Genomic DNA, 18,336 nt, shown 5'->3' with positions numbered 1-18,336 from the left:
AAACTTAATAATGTTATCAAACAATTATTGACGACGCTTGCGCTTAGGGGCTCCCTCTTTTTTATTGCGGTTGCCACCTCTTCTGTCATTACCGCCAGATGCACCAGGCCCCTTGCTTTCTAAACCAGCATTAGGAGTAAGATCTTTCTTGCCATAAACTTCGCCTTTAAAGATCCATACTTTGATACCTAGTTTACCATATACAGTCTGAGCTTCTGATAAAGCATAGTCTATATCGGCACGCAACGTATGAAGAGGAGTTCTACCTTCTTTGTAGTGCTCAGTTCTAGCCATCTCAGCACCACCAAGACGACCTGAAACCTGTACCTTGATACCTTCAGCACCTACACGAAGAGCAGAAGCGATAGCCTGCTTCATAGCACGACGGAAAGAGATACGAGCCTGTAACTGCTGCGCAATTGACTCACCAACAAGCTTAGCATCTAACTCAGGACGCTTGATCTCAAAAATATTGATCTGGACGTCTTTGTTAGTAAGCTTTTTAAGCTCTTCCTTGATTTTATCAACTTCCTGACCACCTTTACCAATAACAACTCCAGGACGGGCTGTATTGATAGTAATAGTAATACGCTTCAGCGTTCTTTCAATAATTATTCTAGAAATACCGCCTTTAGGGATACGTGCTAAAATATATTTTCTGATTTTCTCGTCTTCAACCAGTTTATCTGCGAAATCCTTACCGCCATACCAGTTAGAATCCCAACCTTTTATAACTCCTAGTCGAAAACCGATTGGATTTACTTTCTGTCCCATAATTCTTACTTGCTGGCTTTTTTAGATTTCGTTGATTGTTGCTCTAGTTGTTCCTCAGTAAGACTGTCAATTATAACAGTCACATGGTTCGATCTTTTTCTGATACGGTGCCCACGGCCCTGAGGAGCAGGACGAAGACGCTTCAGCATTTTACCTTCGTTAACAAAGATCTCTTTGATGTAAAGGTTTGCATCCTCAATTCTAGCGTCTTCATTTTTTTGCTGCCAGTTTGCTAAGGCAGAAAGAACAAGCTTTTCAATTTTAGCCGCGCCAGAATTAGCTTCAAACTTTAATAAACCCAAGGCTTTTGATACGCTCTTACCACGTACCAAACCAGCTACTAATCTCATTTTGCGAGGAGAAGTAGGCACATTATTTAATCTTGCTACTGCTTCCATCTTAACGCTTGCCTTTATCTTTTTTAGCAATATGACCTCTAAAGTTTCTGGTTGGAGCAAATTCACCTAACTTGTGTCCTACCATGTTTTCAGTAACATAAACCGGAATAAATTTATTCCCGTTATGTACTGCAAAAGTATGTCCAACGAAATCCGGAGATATCATGGATCTGCGTGACCATGTTTTGATAACTGACTTTTTGCCAGACTCGTTCAACACGTCAACTTTTTTCTCGAGCCTATAGTCAATATAAGGCCCTTTTTTTAATGATCTAGCCATTTACTTCTTCTTTCCTCTATTAACTATAAGCTTCTCAGAATACTTATTCTTGTTGCGGGTCTTAAGACCTTTTGCATATAAGCCTTTACGTGAACGTGGGTGACCTCCGGAAGACTTACCTTCACCACCACCCATAGGGTGATCAACCGGGTTCATAGCAACACCACGAACTCGAGGTCTCTTACCTAACCATCTGTTACGTCCTGCTTTACCCAGGTTAACGTTCATATGGTCTGAGTTAGAAACTGTACCTACAGTTGCATAGCAGTTTACAAGTACCATGCGAAGTTCGCCAGAAGGAAGCTTGATAGTTGCATATCTACCTTCACGTGCTACCAACTGAGCATAAGAACCAGCGCTACGAGCAAGAGCACCACCATTTCCTGGCTGTAGCTCAATGTTGTGAATAATAGTACCTAGAGGAATATCTGACAGAGGCAAGGAGTTTCCTACTTCCGGAGCAATACCAGGTCCAGAAACTACTTCTGTTCCTACTTGCAAGCCTGCAGGAGCAATGATATATGCTTTCTCGCCATCTGCATAAAACAACAAGGCGATACGAGCTGTTCTGTTTGGATCGTACTCAATAGTCTTCACGGTAGCAGGAACACCATGCTTCGTTCTCTTGAAGTCTATTACTCTGTACTTCTTCTTATGACCACCGCCTAAATAGCGCATAGTCATTTTTCCTGAATTGTTACGTCCACCAGATTTTTTGATAGGTGCCAACAAAGATTTCTCTGGAGTAGTAGCAGTGATTTCGTCAAAAGCTGGTGCTACCCGGAATCTTTGACCTGGTGTTATTGGTCTTAGTTTTTTTAAAGCCATTTTATATTAACTTATATACCGCTATAAAAGTCGATTTCTTCACCCTCTTTGAGAGTTACTATTGCTTTTTTGATCAAGGAAGTACGACCAGTAACTGCACCAGACTTAGTGTATTTACTTTTCACCTTTCCAACAGATCTCATGGTTGCCACAGACTTAACTGTAACACCATATAGTTTTTCAACTGCCTTTTTGATCTCTACTTTATTGGCTTTTTTATCAACCTCAAAAGTATATTTACCAACCTCATTCATGGCAGCGTACTTTTCTGTTACAAGCGGTCTTTTTAGAACGTTCATTATTTTGCGCTAAAGAGGTTTTCAAAAACATTTACAGATTCTTCTAAAAGAAGAAGTTTCTCGGTGTTCAGCAGATCATAAGTGTTTACATCGTTTACAGTTGCAACTTTAACACCTTTAATATTTCTGCTCGAAAGAACAACATTTTTATCTACTGAAGGCAAAACAATAAGGGTTTTGCCGTTAGACTGAAGGTTGCTTAAAATACCTTTAAACTCTTTTGTCTTTGGTGTATCAATAGTAAAAGACTCTACTAAAGAAACTCTGTTATCACGTGCTAACAAGGATAGAGCAGAAAGACGAGCAAGGCTCTTCAGTTTCTTATTCAGTTTAAAGCTATAGTTTCTTGGTTTAGGACCAAAAACTCTACCACCACCGATAAAAACAGGAGATTTAATACTTCCGGCACGAGCACCACCAGTACCTTTTTGTTTTTTGATCTTTTTAGTAGATCCAGCAACTTCATTGCGCTCTTTAGATTTATGAGTACCTTGCCTTTGGTTAGCCAGGTACTGCTTCACGTCAAGATACATTGCATGCTCATTTGGCTCTACACCAAACACAGCATCAGAAAGTGTTACCTTTCTGCCCGTATCTTCACCTTTGATATTCAATACAGAAAGCTCCATTTTATTTCTCAATTAACACGTAAGAATTTTTGGCACCTGGTACAGAGCCACTAACAACTAAAAGGTTTTTATCTGCGATAACGCGCAACACAGTTAAGTTCTCTATTTTAACTCTGTTACCACCAGTTCTACCCGCCATGCGCATACCTTTAAATACTCTTGAAGGCCATGATGCAGCACCTATTGAACCTGGGTGCCTTGCCCTGTTGTGCTGACCGTGTGTTTGGCCACCAACACCAGCGAAGTTATAGCGTTTAACTACACCCTGGAAACCTTTACCTTTGGATGTACCAACTACGTCAATAAATTCTCCTTCTATAAAAAGGTTAACATCAACAATGTCACCAAGAGCTGGCACTTCACCTTCAATGGTGAATTCTGCAACCTTTTTACTTGGAGCCGTATTAGCTTTCTTGTAATGTCCAGCTTCAGCCTTAGTTACTCTTTTAAGTTTCTTTTCGCCGTAGCCAAGCTGTACAGCTTCATAGCCATCAGTCTCGACTGTCTTCACCTGAGTAACTACACATGGGCCAGCTTGGATAATTGTAACTGGTGTGTATTTACCATCTGCTGTGAAGAGGCTTGTCATTCCGATTTTTTTACCGATAATTCCAGGCATTCAACTTGTTTTTAAAAAGATGGATACTATTTTTTCACCCCTCATTTTTCGTAAGGGAGTGCAAAGTTAAAAAATATATTTTCTATTAACAATAGTTCTTTAAAAAAATATTGTCATTCAGGTAGTTAACAAAAAAGGAGGACCTGGTATGGATCCTCCTTTTTTGTTAATCTCTATTGTTCATCAAACTTTTATCTCAACATCAACTCCACTCGGAAGTTCAAGCTTCATAAGAGCATCTACAGTTTTAGAGCTAGTAGAATAAATATCTACTAATCTTTTATAGGTACAAAGCTGAAACTGCTCACGAGACTTTTTGTTTACGTGTGGAGAACGTAGCACAGTAAATTTATCCTTTTCTGTAGGAAGAGGAATTGGACCGCTTACGATGGCACCAGTAGCTTTTACCGCTTTCACAATCTTTTCAGATGATTTATCTACAAGATTGTGATCGTAAGACTTAAGCTTTATTCTTATTTTCTGATTCATTATTTATACTAACTATTTAGCTACAGTTCCTTTTATTTTCGCAATGATGCCATCTGCTAAGTTCTGTGGTACCTGCTCATAATGAGAGAAAGTAAGAGAAGCAGTAGCTCTACCTGATGTGATAGTACGAAGGTCAGTTACATACCCGAACAATTCGGAAAGAGGAACACTAGCTCTGATAACAGAGGCCATTCCTTTTGTATCCATTCCTTTCATGATACCTCTTCTTCTGTTCAGGTCACCTGTTACAGGTCCAGTATATTCATCTGGCGTAACCACATCAACTGCCATGATTGGCTCTAGTAGCTTAGGAGCACATTGCTTACCAGCTTCTTTGAAACCTTGTCGGGCAGCAAGTTCGAAAGATAGTGAGTCTGAGTCAACGTCGTGGAATGAACCATGGAAAAGACGTACTTTCATGGAGTCAACAGGGAAACCAGCAAGAATACCGTTCTTCATTGACTCCTCAAAACCTTTTTGTACAGCAGGAATAAATTCTCTAGGAATTACACCACCAACAATAGCATTTTCAAACTCAAGCCCCTGCTTCCCATCCTCACGTGGCCCCATTGTAAACACGATATCGGCAAACTTACCACGACCACCAGACTGCTTCTTGAACACTTCTCTATGCTCAACAGATTTAGTGATAGTTTCTTTATAAGCCACCTGAGGAGCACCTTGATTTAACTCAACCTTAAACTCTCGTTTCATTCTGTCGATGATAATCTCCAGGTGTAGCTCTCCCATACCTCTTAAGATAGTCTGACCAGTTTCCTCGTCAGTGTTTACCTGAAGTGTTGGATCCTCCTCAACAAGTTTGGCAATTGCCATACCCATCTTATCAGAGTCAGCCTGAGTTTTAGGCTCAATAGCATAACCAATTACCGGCTCAGGGAACTCCATTGACTCCAGAACGATCTTAGCACTCTGATCACACAGCGTATCACCTGTTTTGATGTCTTTGAAACCTACTACCGCAGCGATGTCACCAGCAGCCAGTCTTTCGATCTGATTCTGCTTGTTGGCATGCATTTGAAAAATTCTTGAAATACGTTCTTTGTTTCCAGAACGTGTATTGAAGATATACGAGCCTGACTCAAGTACTCCTGAGTAAGCACGCACGAAGCAAAGACGACCTACATAAGGGTCAGTAGCGATTTTGAACGCAAGACCAGCAAAAGGCTCTTCTTCACTTGGTTTACGTCCTACTTCTTCACCTGTATCAGGATTTATACCTTTGATTTTTTCTCTATCAAGCGGAGAAGGGCAAAGTGCCATTACATAATCCAACATTGTCTGTACTCCTTTGTTTTTGAAAGAAGAACCACAAAGCATTGGAACTATGGCCATATCAATAGTGGCAGCACGAAGTGCAGCGATAATCTCATCTTCAGAAATTGACTCCGGATCTTCGAAGTATTTCTCCATCAATGTCTCATCGTACTCTGCAACTGCTTCCAGAAGTTTTTCTCTGTACTCAGCTGCTTCTTCTACCATATCATCAGGAATAGGAACTTCAGTAAAGGTCATACCTTTGTCCTCTTCATTCCAGATGATACCACGGTTATTCACTAAGTCAACTACTCCTCTGAAGTTATCTTCTGAACCAATAGGTAACTGTAAAGCTACAGCGTTGCTACCTAACATTTCCTTTACCTGCTTACATACAGCAAGGAAATCAGCTCCAGAACGGTCCATTTTGTTAACGAAACCGATACGGGCTACTTTATAGTTATCTGCTAATCGCCAGTTAGTTTCAGATTGAGGCTCAACGCCATCAACTGCGCTAAAAAGGAATACCAGACCATCCAACACACGCAGTGAGCGGTTTACCTCTACCGTAAAGTCAACGTGACCTGGAGTATCGATAATGTTGATATGATAATTGTTGCCTCTGTACGGCCAGCTTACTGTTGTAGCAGCAGAAGTAATAGTAATACCTCTTTCTTGCTCCTGCTCCATCCAGTCCATTGTAGCGGCACCATCATGTACCTCTCCAATTTTGTGGCTTACACCAGCATAGTACAGAATTCGCTCAGTCGTTGTTGTTTTACCAGCATCGATGTGCGCAGCTATACCAATATTTCTTGTAAACTTTAAATCTCTTGTTGCCATGATTAGAATCTGAAATGTGAGAATGCTTTATTCGCTTCTGCCATTCTATGCGTATCATCTTTCTTCTTAACAGCAGCACCTTCACCCTTTGCAGCAGCGATGATTTCACCAGCTAATTTATCTTTCATGGTTTTCTCTCCTCTCTTGCGAGCAAAAGAAATCATCCATTTAATACCCAGAGATACTCTGCGATCCGGACGGACCTCAGTCGGCACTTGGAATGTAGCACCCCCTACCCTACGGCTTTTAACTTCGACGCTAGGCATAACATTGTTCAATGCCTTCTTCCAAGTCTCAAGACCGTTTTCTTTAGTTCTTTGCTCTACTAAATCTACAGCATCATAGAAGATACCATAAGCAACACTTTTCTTTCCGTCTTCCATCATATAGTTAACGAAACGTGTTACTAATGTCTCTTTGTATTTAGGATCAGGAAGGAGGATTCTACTTTTCGGCTTTGCTTTTCTCATTGTATTACTACGCTATTTATTATCTTTTCTTACCTTTTCCTGCAGCAGCTGGAGCCTGACCTGGTTTTGGTCTCTTAGCACCATACTTAGAACGGCTTTGCAGACGTCCGCTTACACCTGCAGTATCCAGTGCACCACGTACAATGTGGTAACGCACTCCTGGAAGATCTTTCACTCTACCTCCACGGATCAACACAATAGAGTGTTCCTGTAGGTTATGGCCTTCACCTGGGATATAGGCGTTTACTTCTTTACCATTTGTTAATCTTACCCTTGCAACTTTACGCATTGCAGAATTTGGCTTCTTAGGCGTAGTTGTATATACTCTCGTACACACTCCACGGCGCTGTGGGCAAGAATCTAAGGCAGGAGACTTTGATTTTGATGTCAGTTTCTCTCTTCCTTTTCTTACTAATTGCTGTATAGTAGGCATTTACAATCTGTTAATTATAGATTTCTTTCACTCTAAATTTTGAGTTTGCAAAGGTATAAAAATTGACTTGCAAATTCAAATTATTAATTCATTAATTATTAGCACCTTATGCTTCTCCTACTGTTCCACCAAAGTTCATCGGAAAGGAAGGAGTTTCTTGTGCCTGCTTTATTTCCCCAAAGCTATCCTCAAACTTGCGGATGTTATCCGCCAGAGCAGCCGCCAATCTTTTGGCGTGCTCTGGCGTAATAACTATCCTTGATTTTACTTTAGCTTTAGGAACGCCTGGCATCAATCTTATAAAATCAATTACAAATTCGCTGCTAGAATGTGCAATCATAGCAAGGTTTGCGTACTCCCCTTCTGCTACTTCTTCCGTTAGCTCAATGTTTATTTGATTTTGCTTTTGCAGATCCTCCGCCATGCCTTTAATTATTTACTTTGTAACTCTTGTTGTCTTGATCTGCTGCTGGTCTTTTTAGACTCAACCAACGAATCGTACTCCTCTTGATTTCCTACGATCAGTTTCTGGTACTCTCTCAGACCTGTACCTGCAGGAATCAGGTGACCTACAATTACATTTTCTTTCAGACCTAGCAGTTCATCTGCTTTACCTCTGATAGCAGCTTCGCTCAGTACTTTTGTTGTTTCCTGGAATGAAGCAGCTGAAATAAAGCTTTGTGTACCCAAGGATGCTTGTGTAATACCTTGTAAGGTTGGTCTGGAAACAGCTGGTGATGCATCACGCACTGTTACTAACTTCAAGTCGCGGCGCTTCAAGCTTGAATTTTCATCACGCAATCTGCGGGCCGTTACTATCTGACCTGGCTTCAGGCTTGTTGAGTCTCCAGCTTCTTCAACAACTTTCATGTCGATGATTCTGTCGTTCTCTTCCATAAAGCTTACCTTATCTACCACTTGGTTTTCCAGGAAGCTTGTATCACCTGCATCCACAACCACAACTTTCTGCATCATTTGGCGCACTACCACCTCAATGTGCTTATCATTGATTTTTACACCCTGCAAACGGTATACTTCCTGAATCTCATTTACCAAGTACTCTTGTACAGCACCAGGACCCTGAATGTTAAGTATGTCAGTTGGTGTAATAGCACCATCAGACAATGGCATACCTGCACGGATGAAGTCGTTGTCCTGTACAAGGATGTGCTTAGAAAGCGGCACCATGTATTTCTTCTTCACACCGTCTTTTGACTCAATGAAGATCTCACGGTTACCACGCTTCACGCTACCATAAGTGACAACACCATCAATTTCAGAAACTACAGCTGGATTTGACGGGTTACGGGCCTCAAACAACTCAGTAACACGTGGCAGACCACCTGTAATGTCGCGTGTTTTACCTATTGCGCGAGGAATCTTCACAAGGATCTGACCAGCTTTGATTTTCTCACCGTCTTCTACTGTCAAGTGAGCACCAACAGGGATGTTATATCCTTTTGGTTCCCCGTTTGTAGGGTTAACAACTATTGCAGGGTTTTGTGTTTTATCTTTTGTATCAACAATTACTTTTTCACGGTAACCTGTCTGCTCATCAGACTCTTCACGATAAGTAACCCCTTCAATAATTGACTCATAACCAATAACTCCATCAAATTCAGAAAGAATAACAGCGTTATATGGGTCCCAGCTACACATTGGCTGTCCTTTTTCAACTTGCTGTCCTTCGTCCACAGTAAGGAATGAACCGTAAGGCACGTGATTACTGATAAATACTTTACCAGTAGCCGGGTCAACAATCTTAACCTCTCCAGATCTACCCATTACTACTTTAACAGGCTCTCCTTCGTTGTTAACCGTATTGATTGTACGAACATCTTCAAACTCTACGGTACCACTGAACTTCGCGAAGATGGTTGCATCTACCGCAATGTTAGAAGCAGTACCACCTACGTGGAATGTACGAAGTGTTAACTGTGTACCTGGCTCACCGATAGACTGTGCTGCAATAACACCAACTGCTTCGCCTTTCTGCACCATAAAGCCACTAGCAAGGTTACGGCCATAGCATTTTGCACAGATTCCACGCTTAGACTCACAAGTTAACACGGATCGGATTTCAACAGTTTCAATAGCTGTGTTTTCTATGACACGCGCTACTTCTTCTGTTATCTCTGAACCTGCTGCTACTATAAGCTCATTAGAAACCGGATTGTATACATCGTGTACAGTTACACGACCAAGAATACGCTCAGACAGTGACTCTACTATATCCTCATTATCTTTTAGTGCACTTACTTCCAGACCTCTTAATGTACCGCAGTCTTCTTCATTCACGATTACGTCCTGCGACACATCTACCAAACGACGAGTCAGGTAACCAGCATCCGCCGTTTTAAGGGCTGTATCAGCAAGGCCTTTACGGGCACCGTGTGTAGAAATAAAGTACTCGATTACATCCAGACCTTCCTTGAAGTTAGAAAGGATCGGGTTTTCAATAATTTCACCTACAGAACCTTGTAACGATTTCTGAGGCTTAGCCATCAGACCTCTCATACCTCCTAACTGACGAATCTGCTCTCTTGAACCACGGGCACCAGAGTGCATCATCATAAAGATGGAGTTAAAGCCTTGATCATCGTTCTCCAGACGGCGCATCAACGTTTCTGTAATCTGGTTGTTGATACGAGTCCAGATGTCAATTACCTGGTTATAACGCTCATTATCTGTGATCAGACCCATTGAGTAGTTTTGCCATACAGCATCTACATCTTTCTTAGCCTGAGCAACTAATATATCTTTCTCCGCTGGAATCGAGATATCACCAAGCCCCATTGACAGACCACCTTTGTAAGCAGACTGGAATCCAAGAGTTTTAATATCATCCAGGAAATGAGCAGTACGCGCCATACCTGTTTCTTTGAACACTCTTGAAATGATCTGCTGAAGCTTCTTCTTCGTTAACAGCTCATCAATATATCCAACTTCTTCAGGTACAAACTGGTTGAACAGAACTCTACCAGCTACTGTTTCTATTAATTTATTTTCTAGCTCGCCCTGCTCATTCTTAACTTTCGTTCTTACTTTGATATAAGCGTGCTTCGAAATTCTGCCTTCGTTAATAGCAATGATTACTTCTTCGGCAGAATAGAATTTCATGCCTTCACCTGCTATTTTTTCGTTTTCAGTGCTACGCTTTCCTTTAGATACATAGTATAAACCAAGTACCATGTCCTGAGAAGGCACTGCAATTGGAGCACCATTAGCAGGGTTAAGGATGTTGTGCGAAGCAAGCATCAGCATAGAAGCTTCCAGTACAGCCGCAGGTCCTAGTGGAACGTGCACCGCCATCTGGTCACCGTCAAAGTCGGCGTTGAACGCTGTACACACAAGCGGGTGCAGCTGAATTGCCTTTCCTTCGATCAGTTTTGGCTGGAATGCCTGAATACCTAATCTGTGTAGCGTAGGGGCACGGTTCAGGAGTACCGGGTGGCCTTTCAGCACATTCTCCAGGATATCCCATACAACAGGGTCCTTACGGTCAACTATTTTTTTTGCAGACTTTACAGTCTTAACAATACCTCGTTCAATCAGCTTGCGGATGATGAACGGCTTGAAAAGCTCAGCTGCCATGTTCTTAGGCAGACCACACTCATGCAGCTTCAGTTCAGGACCAACCACAATCACTGATCGGCCAGAGTAGTCGACACGCTTACCAAGCAAGTTCTGACGGAAACGCCCTTGCTTACCTTTCAGCATGTCAGAAAGCGATTTCAAGGCTCGATTACCTTCTGCACGAACAGCGTTCACTTTACGTGAGTTGTCGAACAGGGAATCTACCGCTTCTTGCAGCATTCGCTTCTCATTTCGAAGAATTACCTCAGGAGCTTTGATTTCTATCAGACGCTTTAGGCGGTTGTTTCGGATAATAACTCGTCTGTAAAGGTCGTTCAGGTCAGAAGTAGCAAAACGGCCACCATCCAAAGGAACCAGCGGACGAAGCTCTGGTGGAATAACAGGAACCATGCGAATTACCATCCACTCTGGTCTGTTTTCTATTCTTGTTGTAGCATCACGGAATGCTTCCACAACTCGCAGACGCTTTAACGCTTCTGCCTTACGCTGCTGAGAAGTTTCATGTGCAGCTGCGTGACGCAATTCATATGAAAGATCGTCTAGGTTAGTACGCTCCAGTAACATTTGCAGCGCTTCTGCCCCCATTTTCGCGATAAACTTGTTTGGATCATTATTATCCAACATTTGGTTTTCACGAGGGAGCTTATCAACCATATCCAGGTATTCATCCTCAGTAAGGAAGTCCAGTGTTGTTACACCGTCCTCTGCCAGAATACCTGGTTGAATAACTACATATCTTTCATAGTAGATAATCTGGTCAAGCTTTTTAGTTGGTAAGCCTAACAGATAACCTATTTTATTCGGAAGAGATTTAAAGTACCAGATATGTGCCACCGGAACAACAAGTTCAATATGGCCCATGCGCTCACGACGCACCTTCTTCTCTGTCACCTCTACACCGCAACGGTCGCAGATGATGCCTTTGTATCTGATTCTTTTATACTTTCCGCAGTGGCATTCCCAGTCCTTTACAGGTCCGAATATTCTTTCGCAGAATAAACCACCCATTTCAGGCTTATAGGTTCTATAATTTATTGTCTCAGGCTTTGTAACCTCTCCATTAGAACGCTCCAGAATCGACTCTGGAGAAGCTAAGCTTATCGTTACTTTAGAGAAGTCCTGAGTTAGCTTTTTATTTTTTGCAAATGCCATATTATTATAATAATGTCGATACAATGATATGCTCTACAGCCAAACCTTATAAAGTGCGCTAAGCGCCCTAGTCTTTTACCTCAGGCGCTTAGCTTAACTTTATTATTCTAATGTGATTTCCAGAGCTAAACCTCTCAGTTCATGAATCAATACATTGAATGATTCAGGAATATTAGGCTTAGGCAGTACGTCACCTTTAACAATTGACTCGTAGGCTTTCGCACGACCAATCACATCGTCTGATTTAACTGTAAGTATTTCCTGCAGTACGTTTGAAGCACCGAATGCTTCCAACGCCCACACCTCCATTTCACCGAAACGCTGACCACCAAACTGGGCTTTACCACCCAATGGCTGCTGCGTAATAAGTGAGTATGGTCCGATAGAACGAGCGTGCATCTTATCGTCCACCAAGTGACCTAGTTTCAGCATGTAGATCACACCAACGGTTACAGGCTGATCGAAGCGATCTCCTGAAAGACCATCATACAGATAAGTACGGCCAAAGCTTGGTAAACCAGCCTCTGCTAATTCCGCCTGCACCTGATCTTCAGTAGCACCATCGAAAATCGGAGTAGCATATTTCCTTCCAAGCTTCAAACCTGCCCATCCAAGTACAGTCTCATAGATCTGACCAATGTTCATCCTCGAAGGCACACCAAGTGGGTTCAATACAATATCCACAGGAGTTCCGTCTTCCAAGAATGGCATATCTTCTTCACGAACGATACGAGCCACAACCCCTTTGTTACCGTGACGACCAGCCATCTTATCACCTACTTTCAGCTTGCGCTTCTTAGCAATGTAAACTTTGGCTAGCTGCACAATACCTGCTGGCAACTCATCTCCTACTTCCAGAGTGAATCGCTCACGCTTGAAGTGTGCAGAGATAATGTTACGGCGCTTGTTATAGTTCTTAACAAGTTCCACCAACATGCTGTTAGTTTTCTCATCTTCGGTCCAGTTTTCCAGAATAAGATCCTTGAACATGTTTACCTCTTCCGGAACCGCATAATTACTTTCGTCTTTGTACGGGTTCTTTTCCGGGAACAATGCTTCAATGATATTCTTTCTGCTGAACTTAGAGCCTTTTGTTAGTATCTCATCTCCAAACTTATGTTTGATACCATTTGTAGTTTTGCCTTCAAGCAAATCAACCAGTTTATCAACCATTACATTCTTGATACTGATCAGCTCTTTTGAGTACTTAACCTTAAGCTCTTCAACCTCTTTCTTAGACTTAGCACGAAGGTTTTTGTCTTTCTTAGGTCGAGAGAAAAGTTTAGTATCAATAACCACGCCATTTAATGATGGAGGAGCTTTCATGGAAGCATCCTTCACATCTCCAGCTTTATCACCAAAGATGGCACGAAGCAGCTTTTCTTCAGGGGTCGGATCAGTTTCACCTTTAGGGGTGATCTTACCAATCATGATGTCTCCTTCTTTTACTTCAGCACCGATTCTGATGACACCATTCTCGTCAAGGTTCTTAACAGCTTCCTCACTTACGTTTGGAATTTCAGAAGTTAATTCTTCCTCACCACGTTTAGTCTCACGAACTTCAAGCTCGAATTCTTCAATATGGATAGAAGTAAATACATCATCACGTACAACTTTCTCAGAGATTACAATCGCATCCTCAAAATTGTAACCTTGCCAAGGCATGAACGCCACCTGCATGTTTCTACCAATAGCAAGCTCGCCATTGTTTGTAGCATACCCTTCGCATAAAGGCTCACCTTTTGTTACACGTTGGCCTTTCCTTACAATCGGAGACAGGTTGATACAAGTGTCCTGGTTAGTTCTTCTGAACTTGATCATTTCGTATGTAACATACTCAGCGTCAAAAGAAACTAACTTTTCTTCATCAGTCAGGTCGTATCTTACTACAATCTTAGTAGCATCAACAAAGTCAATTACGCCATCTCCTTCAGCAATAACCAATGCTCTTGAGTCAATAGCAGCTCTTCTTTCCAAACCAGTACCAACAATAGGAGCCTCAGGCTTCAACAATGGAACAGCCTGACGCTGCATGTTTGATCCCATCAGAGCACGGTTTGCATCATCATGCTCAAGGAAAGGAATAAGTGAAGCCGCAACCGATACAATCTGGTTTGGAGCAACGTCCATGTAAGAGTATGTATTCGGTTCTTCAACAGGGAAGTCTCCCTCGAATCTACCTTTAACTCTATCATTCACAAACTTACCTACTTCGTCAAGCGGAGCATTAGCCTGAGCAATGTGGTGAGTATCTTCTTCTTCTGCTGTTAAGTATTCAACAGTACCATCAATTTGTACTTTACCCTCAACAACTCTTCGATATGGGGTTTCAATGAAGCCCATGCTGTTTACACGAGCATGCACGCAAAGTGAAGAAATCAATCCAATGTTTGGTCCTTCCGGTGTTTCAATTGTACAAAGGCGGCCGTAGTGAGTGTAGTGAACGTCACGAACCTCGAAACCAGCACGCTCTCTTGACAGACCACCGGGCCCTAATGCTGATACACGACGCTTGTGCGTCACTTCAGCCAGCGGGTTCGTCTGGTCCATAAACTGAGAAAGCTGATTTGTTCCGAAGAACGAATTTATCACAGAAGACAAAGTTCGTGCGTTGATCAGATCAACAGGTTTGAAGTCTTCATTATCGCGTACGTTCATACGTTCTTTGATGGTTCTGGCCATACGAGCCAAACCTACACCAAACTGCGCATAAAGCTGCTCACCAACTGTTCTTACACGACGGTTGCTCAAATGGTCAATATCATCCACAACAGCCTTAGAATTAATCAAACCGATCAGGTACTTCACGATCAGAACTATATCTTCGTTCGTAAGTACTTTAGCATCCCAGTTGGTATCTAACCCCAGCTTCTTATTGATTCTGTATCGCCCAACTTCACCTAAGTCATAGCGCTTATCAGAGAAGAACAGCTTTTGGATAATATCTCGTGCTGTTTCAACATCTGGAGCCTCTGTATTTCTTAACTGACGGTAGATTTGTTCTACTGCTTCCTGTTCAGAGTTTGAATTATCTTTCTGAAGCGTATTATAAATAATAGCGTAGTCAGCGATATTAACATTCTCGCGGTGCAGGATAACTGATTGTACTCCTGAGTCAACAATTATATCAATATCTTCTTGTGTAATCTCAGAATCACGTTCAAGAAGGACCTCGTTTCTATCAATGGAAACAACTTCACCAGTATCTTCATCAACAAAATCTTCTGTCCATGTTCTCAGAACACGTGCCGCAAGTCTTCTGCCTGCTACATCTTTAAGAGCTGCTTTAGTCGCAGGTATTTCCTCAGATAAGCCGAACAGGTCTAATATATCTTTATCGGTACCATAACCAATAGCACGCAACAAAGTTGTAACCGGAAACTTCTTTTTACGGTCGATGTAAGCATACATCACGTTGTTTACGTCTGTAGCAAACTCAACCCATGATCCTTTAAAAGGAATAATTCTGGCAGAATATAATTTTGTACCGTTTGTATGTTTGCTTTGCGCAAAGAAAACACCCGGTGATCTGTGTAATTGAGATACAATAACACGCTCGGCTCCATTAATAACAAAAGAGCCTTTTTCTGTCATGTATGGGATATTACCCAGGAATACTTCCTGCTCAATTGTCTCGAAGTCTTCATTGTCTTCATCATTACAGATAAGACGCAGCTTTGCCTTCAGCGGAACAGAATATGTAAGTCCTCTGTCGATACTTTCATCAACAGAATATTTTGGAGGATCTATATGATAGTCGATAAACTCCAGTACGAAGTTTTCTCGTGAATCTGAAATAGGGAAGTTCTCAGCAAACACTTTAAACAACCCCTCCTGAGCCCTATTTTCAGCTGGAGTCTCCAACTGAAAGAAATCCTGGAATGACTGTAACTGAACATCTAAAAAGTCAGGATAGTCAATCACGGGATTAATAGAGGCAAAATTGATTCGCTCTGTCGTTTTATTCTTAGCCAAGGCCTTGGAATTTTACGTTAATAATCATTTTATAAGCACACAGAGTCCAAAACAGCTGTGGGCAAAAAAAAGATCCAATTTTTATTTGAATCTATATACAAACAGGAAAAGACCTGACGATAATGCCAGGTCTACCTGTTCTCGGTATGTTGATAAAGTGAGATTATTTAACCTCCACTTCAGCACCAGCTTCTTCCAAAGATTTTTTCAGTGAATCTGCTTCGTCTTTAGCTACACCTTCTTTTAGAGGCTTAGGAGCACCATCAACTAGTTCTTTAGCTTCTTTCAAGCCAAGACCAGTAAGTTCTTTAACTAGTTTAACAACTGCTAGTTTAGAGGCACCTGCTGACTTAAGGATTACGTCAAAAGAAGTTTTTTCTTCTGCAGCAGCTCCTCCTTCAGCACCTGCGCCACCAGCAACCATAACTGGAGCTGCAGCAGCTGGCTCGATACCGTACTCATCCTTAAGAATAGTAGCTAGTTCATTAACTTCTTTTACTGTTAAATTAACTAACTGCTCAGCGAATGCTTTCAAATCTGCCATTTTTATTGAAATTAAAAGTTACTTATTGATTACGTTTTTAAAATTATTCTTTTTCAGACAATGTTTTCAAGATACCTGCAAGCTTACCGCCGCTGCTCTGAAGAGCAGAAACAACGTTCTTAGCTGGAGACTGAAGTAAACCAATGATATCTCCGATAAGTTCATCTTTGGACTTGATGCTAGTCAGTGTATCCAATTGGTTATCGCCAATATAAACACCTGCATCAATAAAGGCACCCTTTAAAAGTGGAAGCGTGTTACCTTTTTTTCTGAAGTCTTTGATTAACTTAGCTGGTGCGTTACCTGCCTCAGCAGAAAACACGATACCAGAAGAACCTTTCAGCACATCCTCTAGCGCAGAAGTATCCGCGTCTAAAGTATCTAATGCCTTTTTGATTAATGTATTTTTGAATACTTTGTACTCAAGACCTCGGTCGAAGGCCATTCTCCTGAACTGGTTGATGCTAGCTACTGACATAGTAGAGGCATCTGTGATATAGAAGTAGTTAGTATTCGCTAACTTTTCGCTCAGGTCCTTTACAATTATCTCTTTTTCTTCCCTGGTCATTTTCTTAGATTGCTGAATTCTTGTCAACGATTACGGCCGGGCTCATTGTGCTAGACAATGTTATACTTCTGATGTAAGTACCCTTTGCAGATGAAGGTTTCAATCTATTTAGTGTCTGAATAACCTCATTTGCGTTTGCAGCTAATTGCTCAGCTGAAAAAGAAGCTTTTCCAACGCTTGTGTGAATAATACCGAATTTATCAACTTTAAAGTCAATTTTACCGGCTTTTACTTCTTTTACTGCTTTTGCTACATCTTGTGTAACTGTACCTGACTTAGGATTTGGCATCAGGTTACGAGGACCTAATATCCTACCTAAACGGCCAACTTTAGCCATAACAGCAGGCATAGTGATGATAACATCTACATCAGTCCAGCCTTTTTCAATTTTCTGAATGTAATCATCAAGGCCTACGAAGTCAGCACCTGCATCTTTTGCTTCCTGCTCTTTATCAGGAGTAACAAGGGCAAGAACTCTCACTGCTTTACCTGTACCATGTGGAAGGGTAACAATACCCCGAACCATTTGGTCAGCTTTACGAGGGTCGACTCCTAAACGTACGTCAATATCAACAGAGGCATCAAATTTAGTGAAGGTGATTTCCTTTACAACCGAAGCGGCATCTGCTAAAGAATATTCTTTTGTAAGGTCAGCTTTTTCTAAAGCAGCTTTCCTCTTTTTTGAAATCTTTGCCATTTCCTTAAACTTTAATTATTCGTTCCACGGAGCATCTCCAGACACTGTAATACCCATACTTCTAGCTGTACCAGCTACCATTTTCATAGCAGCTTCTAACTTGAAAGCATTTAAGTCAGGCATTTTAGTTTCTGCGATTTCCTTAACCTGATCCCATGTAACTGAACCTACTTTGTTACGATTTGGCTCTTTAGAACCTACCTTAATCTTAGCAGCATCCATTAGCAATATTGGAGCAGGCGGAGTTTTAATTACAAAGTCGAAGGACTTGTCCGCATAGATTGTAACCAATACTGGTAACACCTGACCAGGCTTATCCTGAGTTCTAGCATTAAACTGCTTACAGAACTCCATGATATTAAGCCCTTTAGAGCCAAGTGCAGGTCCAATCGGTGGCGATGGGTTCGCAGCACCTCCCTTTACCTGAAGTTTCAGATAACCTTTTATTTCCTTTGCCATTATATAA

18 protein-coding genes are annotated in these 18,336 nt (G+C 41.6%); all 18 read right to left on the bottom strand.

Annotation, left to right across the window (positions count from 1 at the left end):
• Positions 1-24: 24 nt before the first annotated feature.
• The gene (rpsC, locus tag LN995_RS14540) at positions 25-774 is read right to left on the bottom strand and encodes a 30S ribosomal protein S3 (protein ID WP_229961809.1); all 750 of its coding nucleotides are present in this window, start codon (positions 772-774) and stop codon (positions 25-27) included.
• 5 nt (positions 775-779) lie between these two features.
• Positions 780-1,172 (bottom strand): 50S ribosomal protein L22, encoded by a 393-nt coding sequence (gene rplV, locus LN995_RS14535; RefSeq protein ID WP_229961808.1) that lies wholly within the window; start codon positions 1,170-1,172, stop codon positions 780-782.
• A 1-nt stretch (position 1,173) separates the two neighbouring features.
• A complete protein-coding gene (gene rpsS, locus LN995_RS14530; RefSeq protein WP_229961807.1) occupies positions 1,174-1,452 on the bottom strand; it encodes a 30S ribosomal protein S19 in 279 nt (92 codons plus the stop codon).
• Positions 1,453-2,280: a 50S ribosomal protein L2 gene (rplB, locus tag LN995_RS14525; RefSeq protein WP_229961806.1), complete on the bottom strand. Its 828-nt coding sequence runs from the start codon at positions 2,278-2,280 to the stop codon at positions 1,453-1,455.
• Between the two features lie 11 nt (positions 2,281-2,291).
• Complete coding sequence (gene rplW, locus LN995_RS14520; RefSeq protein WP_229961805.1) at positions 2,292-2,579, bottom strand: 50S ribosomal protein L23; 288 nt, start codon at positions 2,577-2,579, stop codon at positions 2,292-2,294.
• The gene (gene rplD / locus LN995_RS14515; protein ID WP_229961804.1) at positions 2,579-3,208 is read right to left on the bottom strand and encodes a 50S ribosomal protein L4; all 630 of its coding nucleotides are present in this window, start codon (positions 3,206-3,208) and stop codon (positions 2,579-2,581) included. Before rplD ends, rplW begins: the two co-directional genes overlap by 1 nt.
• A 1-nt stretch (position 3,209) precedes the next feature.
• The gene (gene rplC, locus LN995_RS14510) at positions 3,210-3,827 is read right to left on the bottom strand and encodes a 50S ribosomal protein L3 (protein WP_229961803.1); all 618 of its coding nucleotides are present in this window, start codon (positions 3,825-3,827) and stop codon (positions 3,210-3,212) included.
• 183 nt (positions 3,828-4,010) lie between these two features.
• Complete coding sequence (rpsJ, locus tag LN995_RS14505; RefSeq protein ID WP_007654312.1) at positions 4,011-4,316, bottom strand: 30S ribosomal protein S10; 306 nt, start codon at positions 4,314-4,316, stop codon at positions 4,011-4,013.
• A 12-nt stretch (positions 4,317-4,328) separates the two neighbouring features.
• Positions 4,329-6,434, bottom strand: a complete 2,106-nt coding sequence (gene fusA / locus LN995_RS14500; RefSeq protein WP_229961802.1) for an elongation factor G — start codon at positions 6,432-6,434, stop codon at positions 4,329-4,331.
• Between the two features lie 2 nt (positions 6,435-6,436).
• Positions 6,437-6,904 (bottom strand): 30S ribosomal protein S7, encoded by a 468-nt coding sequence (gene rpsG / locus LN995_RS14495; RefSeq protein WP_229961801.1) that lies wholly within the window; start codon positions 6,902-6,904, stop codon positions 6,437-6,439.
• A gap of 19 nt (positions 6,905-6,923) precedes the next feature.
• Positions 6,924-7,337, bottom strand: a complete 414-nt coding sequence (rpsL, locus tag LN995_RS14490; protein WP_229961800.1) for a 30S ribosomal protein S12 — start codon at positions 7,335-7,337, stop codon at positions 6,924-6,926.
• Between the two features lie 106 nt (positions 7,338-7,443).
• The gene (locus tag LN995_RS14485; protein WP_229961799.1) at positions 7,444-7,761 is read right to left on the bottom strand and encodes a DUF3467 domain-containing protein; all 318 of its coding nucleotides are present in this window, start codon (positions 7,759-7,761) and stop codon (positions 7,444-7,446) included.
• An 8-nt stretch (positions 7,762-7,769) separates the two neighbouring features.
• Positions 7,770-12,086: a DNA-directed RNA polymerase subunit beta' gene (rpoC, locus tag LN995_RS14480; protein WP_229961798.1), complete on the bottom strand. Its 4,317-nt coding sequence runs from the start codon at positions 12,084-12,086 to the stop codon at positions 7,770-7,772.
• A 102-nt stretch (positions 12,087-12,188) separates the two neighbouring features.
• Positions 12,189-16,061 carry a DNA-directed RNA polymerase subunit beta gene (gene rpoB / locus LN995_RS14475; RefSeq protein ID WP_229961797.1) on the bottom strand — a complete coding sequence of 1,291 codons (3,873 nt, stop codon included), beginning with the start codon at positions 16,059-16,061 and terminating at the stop codon, positions 12,189-12,191.
• Between the two features lie 163 nt (positions 16,062-16,224).
• Entirely contained in the window at positions 16,225-16,605 is a 381-nt protein-coding gene (gene rplL / locus LN995_RS14470; protein ID WP_229961796.1) for a 50S ribosomal protein L7/L12, read from the bottom strand.
• Between the two features lie 43 nt (positions 16,606-16,648).
• Positions 16,649-17,173, bottom strand: coding sequence for a 50S ribosomal protein L10 (gene rplJ / locus LN995_RS14465; RefSeq protein WP_229961795.1), 525 nt, complete (start codon positions 17,171-17,173; stop codon positions 16,649-16,651).
• A 4-nt stretch (positions 17,174-17,177) separates the two neighbouring features.
• Complete coding sequence (gene rplA, locus LN995_RS14460; protein WP_229961794.1) at positions 17,178-17,870, bottom strand: 50S ribosomal protein L1; 693 nt, start codon at positions 17,868-17,870, stop codon at positions 17,178-17,180.
• 15 nt (positions 17,871-17,885) lie between these two features.
• A complete protein-coding gene (gene rplK / locus LN995_RS14455) occupies positions 17,886-18,329 on the bottom strand; it encodes a 50S ribosomal protein L11 (RefSeq protein WP_229961793.1) in 444 nt (147 codons plus the stop codon).
• Positions 18,330-18,336: the final 7 nt, after the last annotated feature.

It is taken from the genome of Pontibacter silvestris (assembly GCF_020907275.1).
Taxonomy (GTDB): Bacteria; Bacteroidota; Bacteroidia; order Cytophagales; family Hymenobacteraceae; genus Pontibacter; species Pontibacter silvestris.
This window is presented reverse-complemented; position numbering and strand designations above follow the sequence as displayed.

Coding starts and splice junctions, on each gene's coding strand:
- rplL (WP_229961796.1), bottom strand. CDS start 16,605: ATGGCAGATTTGAAAGCATTCGCTGAGCAGTTAGTTAATTTAACAGTA.
- rplD (WP_229961804.1), bottom strand. CDS start 3,208: ATGGAGCTTTCTGTATTGAATATCAAAGGTGAAGATACGGGCAGAAAG.
- rplA (WP_229961794.1), bottom strand. CDS start 17,870: ATGGCAAAGATTTCAAAAAAGAGGAAAGCTGCTTTAGAAAAAGCTGAC.
- rplC (WP_229961803.1), bottom strand. CDS start 3,827: ATGCCTGGAATTATCGGTAAAAAAATCGGAATGACAAGCCTCTTCACA.
- LN995_RS14485 (WP_229961799.1), bottom strand. CDS start 7,761: ATGGCGGAGGATCTGCAAAAGCAAAATCAAATAAACATTGAGCTAACG.
- rplJ (WP_229961795.1), bottom strand. CDS start 17,173: ATGACCAGGGAAGAAAAAGAGATAATTGTAAAGGACCTGAGCGAAAAG.
- rpsC (WP_229961809.1), bottom strand. CDS start 774: ATGGGACAGAAAGTAAATCCAATCGGTTTTCGACTAGGAGTTATAAAA.
- rpsJ (WP_007654312.1), bottom strand. CDS start 4,316: ATGAATCAGAAAATAAGAATAAAGCTTAAGTCTTACGATCACAATCTT.
- rplK (WP_229961793.1), bottom strand. CDS start 18,329: ATGGCAAAGGAAATAAAAGGTTATCTGAAACTTCAGGTAAAGGGAGGT.
- rplV (WP_229961808.1), bottom strand. CDS start 1,172: ATGGAAGCAGTAGCAAGATTAAATAATGTGCCTACTTCTCCTCGCAAA.
- rpoC (WP_229961798.1), bottom strand. CDS start 12,086: ATGGCATTTGCAAAAAATAAAAAGCTAACTCAGGACTTCTCTAAAGTA.
- fusA (WP_229961802.1), bottom strand. CDS start 6,434: ATGGCAACAAGAGATTTAAAGTTTACAAGAAATATTGGTATAGCTGCG.
- rplW (WP_229961805.1), bottom strand. CDS start 2,579: ATGAACGTTCTAAAAAGACCGCTTGTAACAGAAAAGTACGCTGCCATG.
- rpsL (WP_229961800.1), bottom strand. CDS start 7,337: ATGCCTACTATACAGCAATTAGTAAGAAAAGGAAGAGAGAAACTGACA.
- rpsS (WP_229961807.1), bottom strand. CDS start 1,452: ATGGCTAGATCATTAAAAAAAGGGCCTTATATTGACTATAGGCTCGAG.
- rpsG (WP_229961801.1), bottom strand. CDS start 6,904: ATGAGAAAAGCAAAGCCGAAAAGTAGAATCCTCCTTCCTGATCCTAAA.
- rplB (WP_229961806.1), bottom strand. CDS start 2,280: ATGGCTTTAAAAAAACTAAGACCAATAACACCAGGTCAAAGATTCCGG.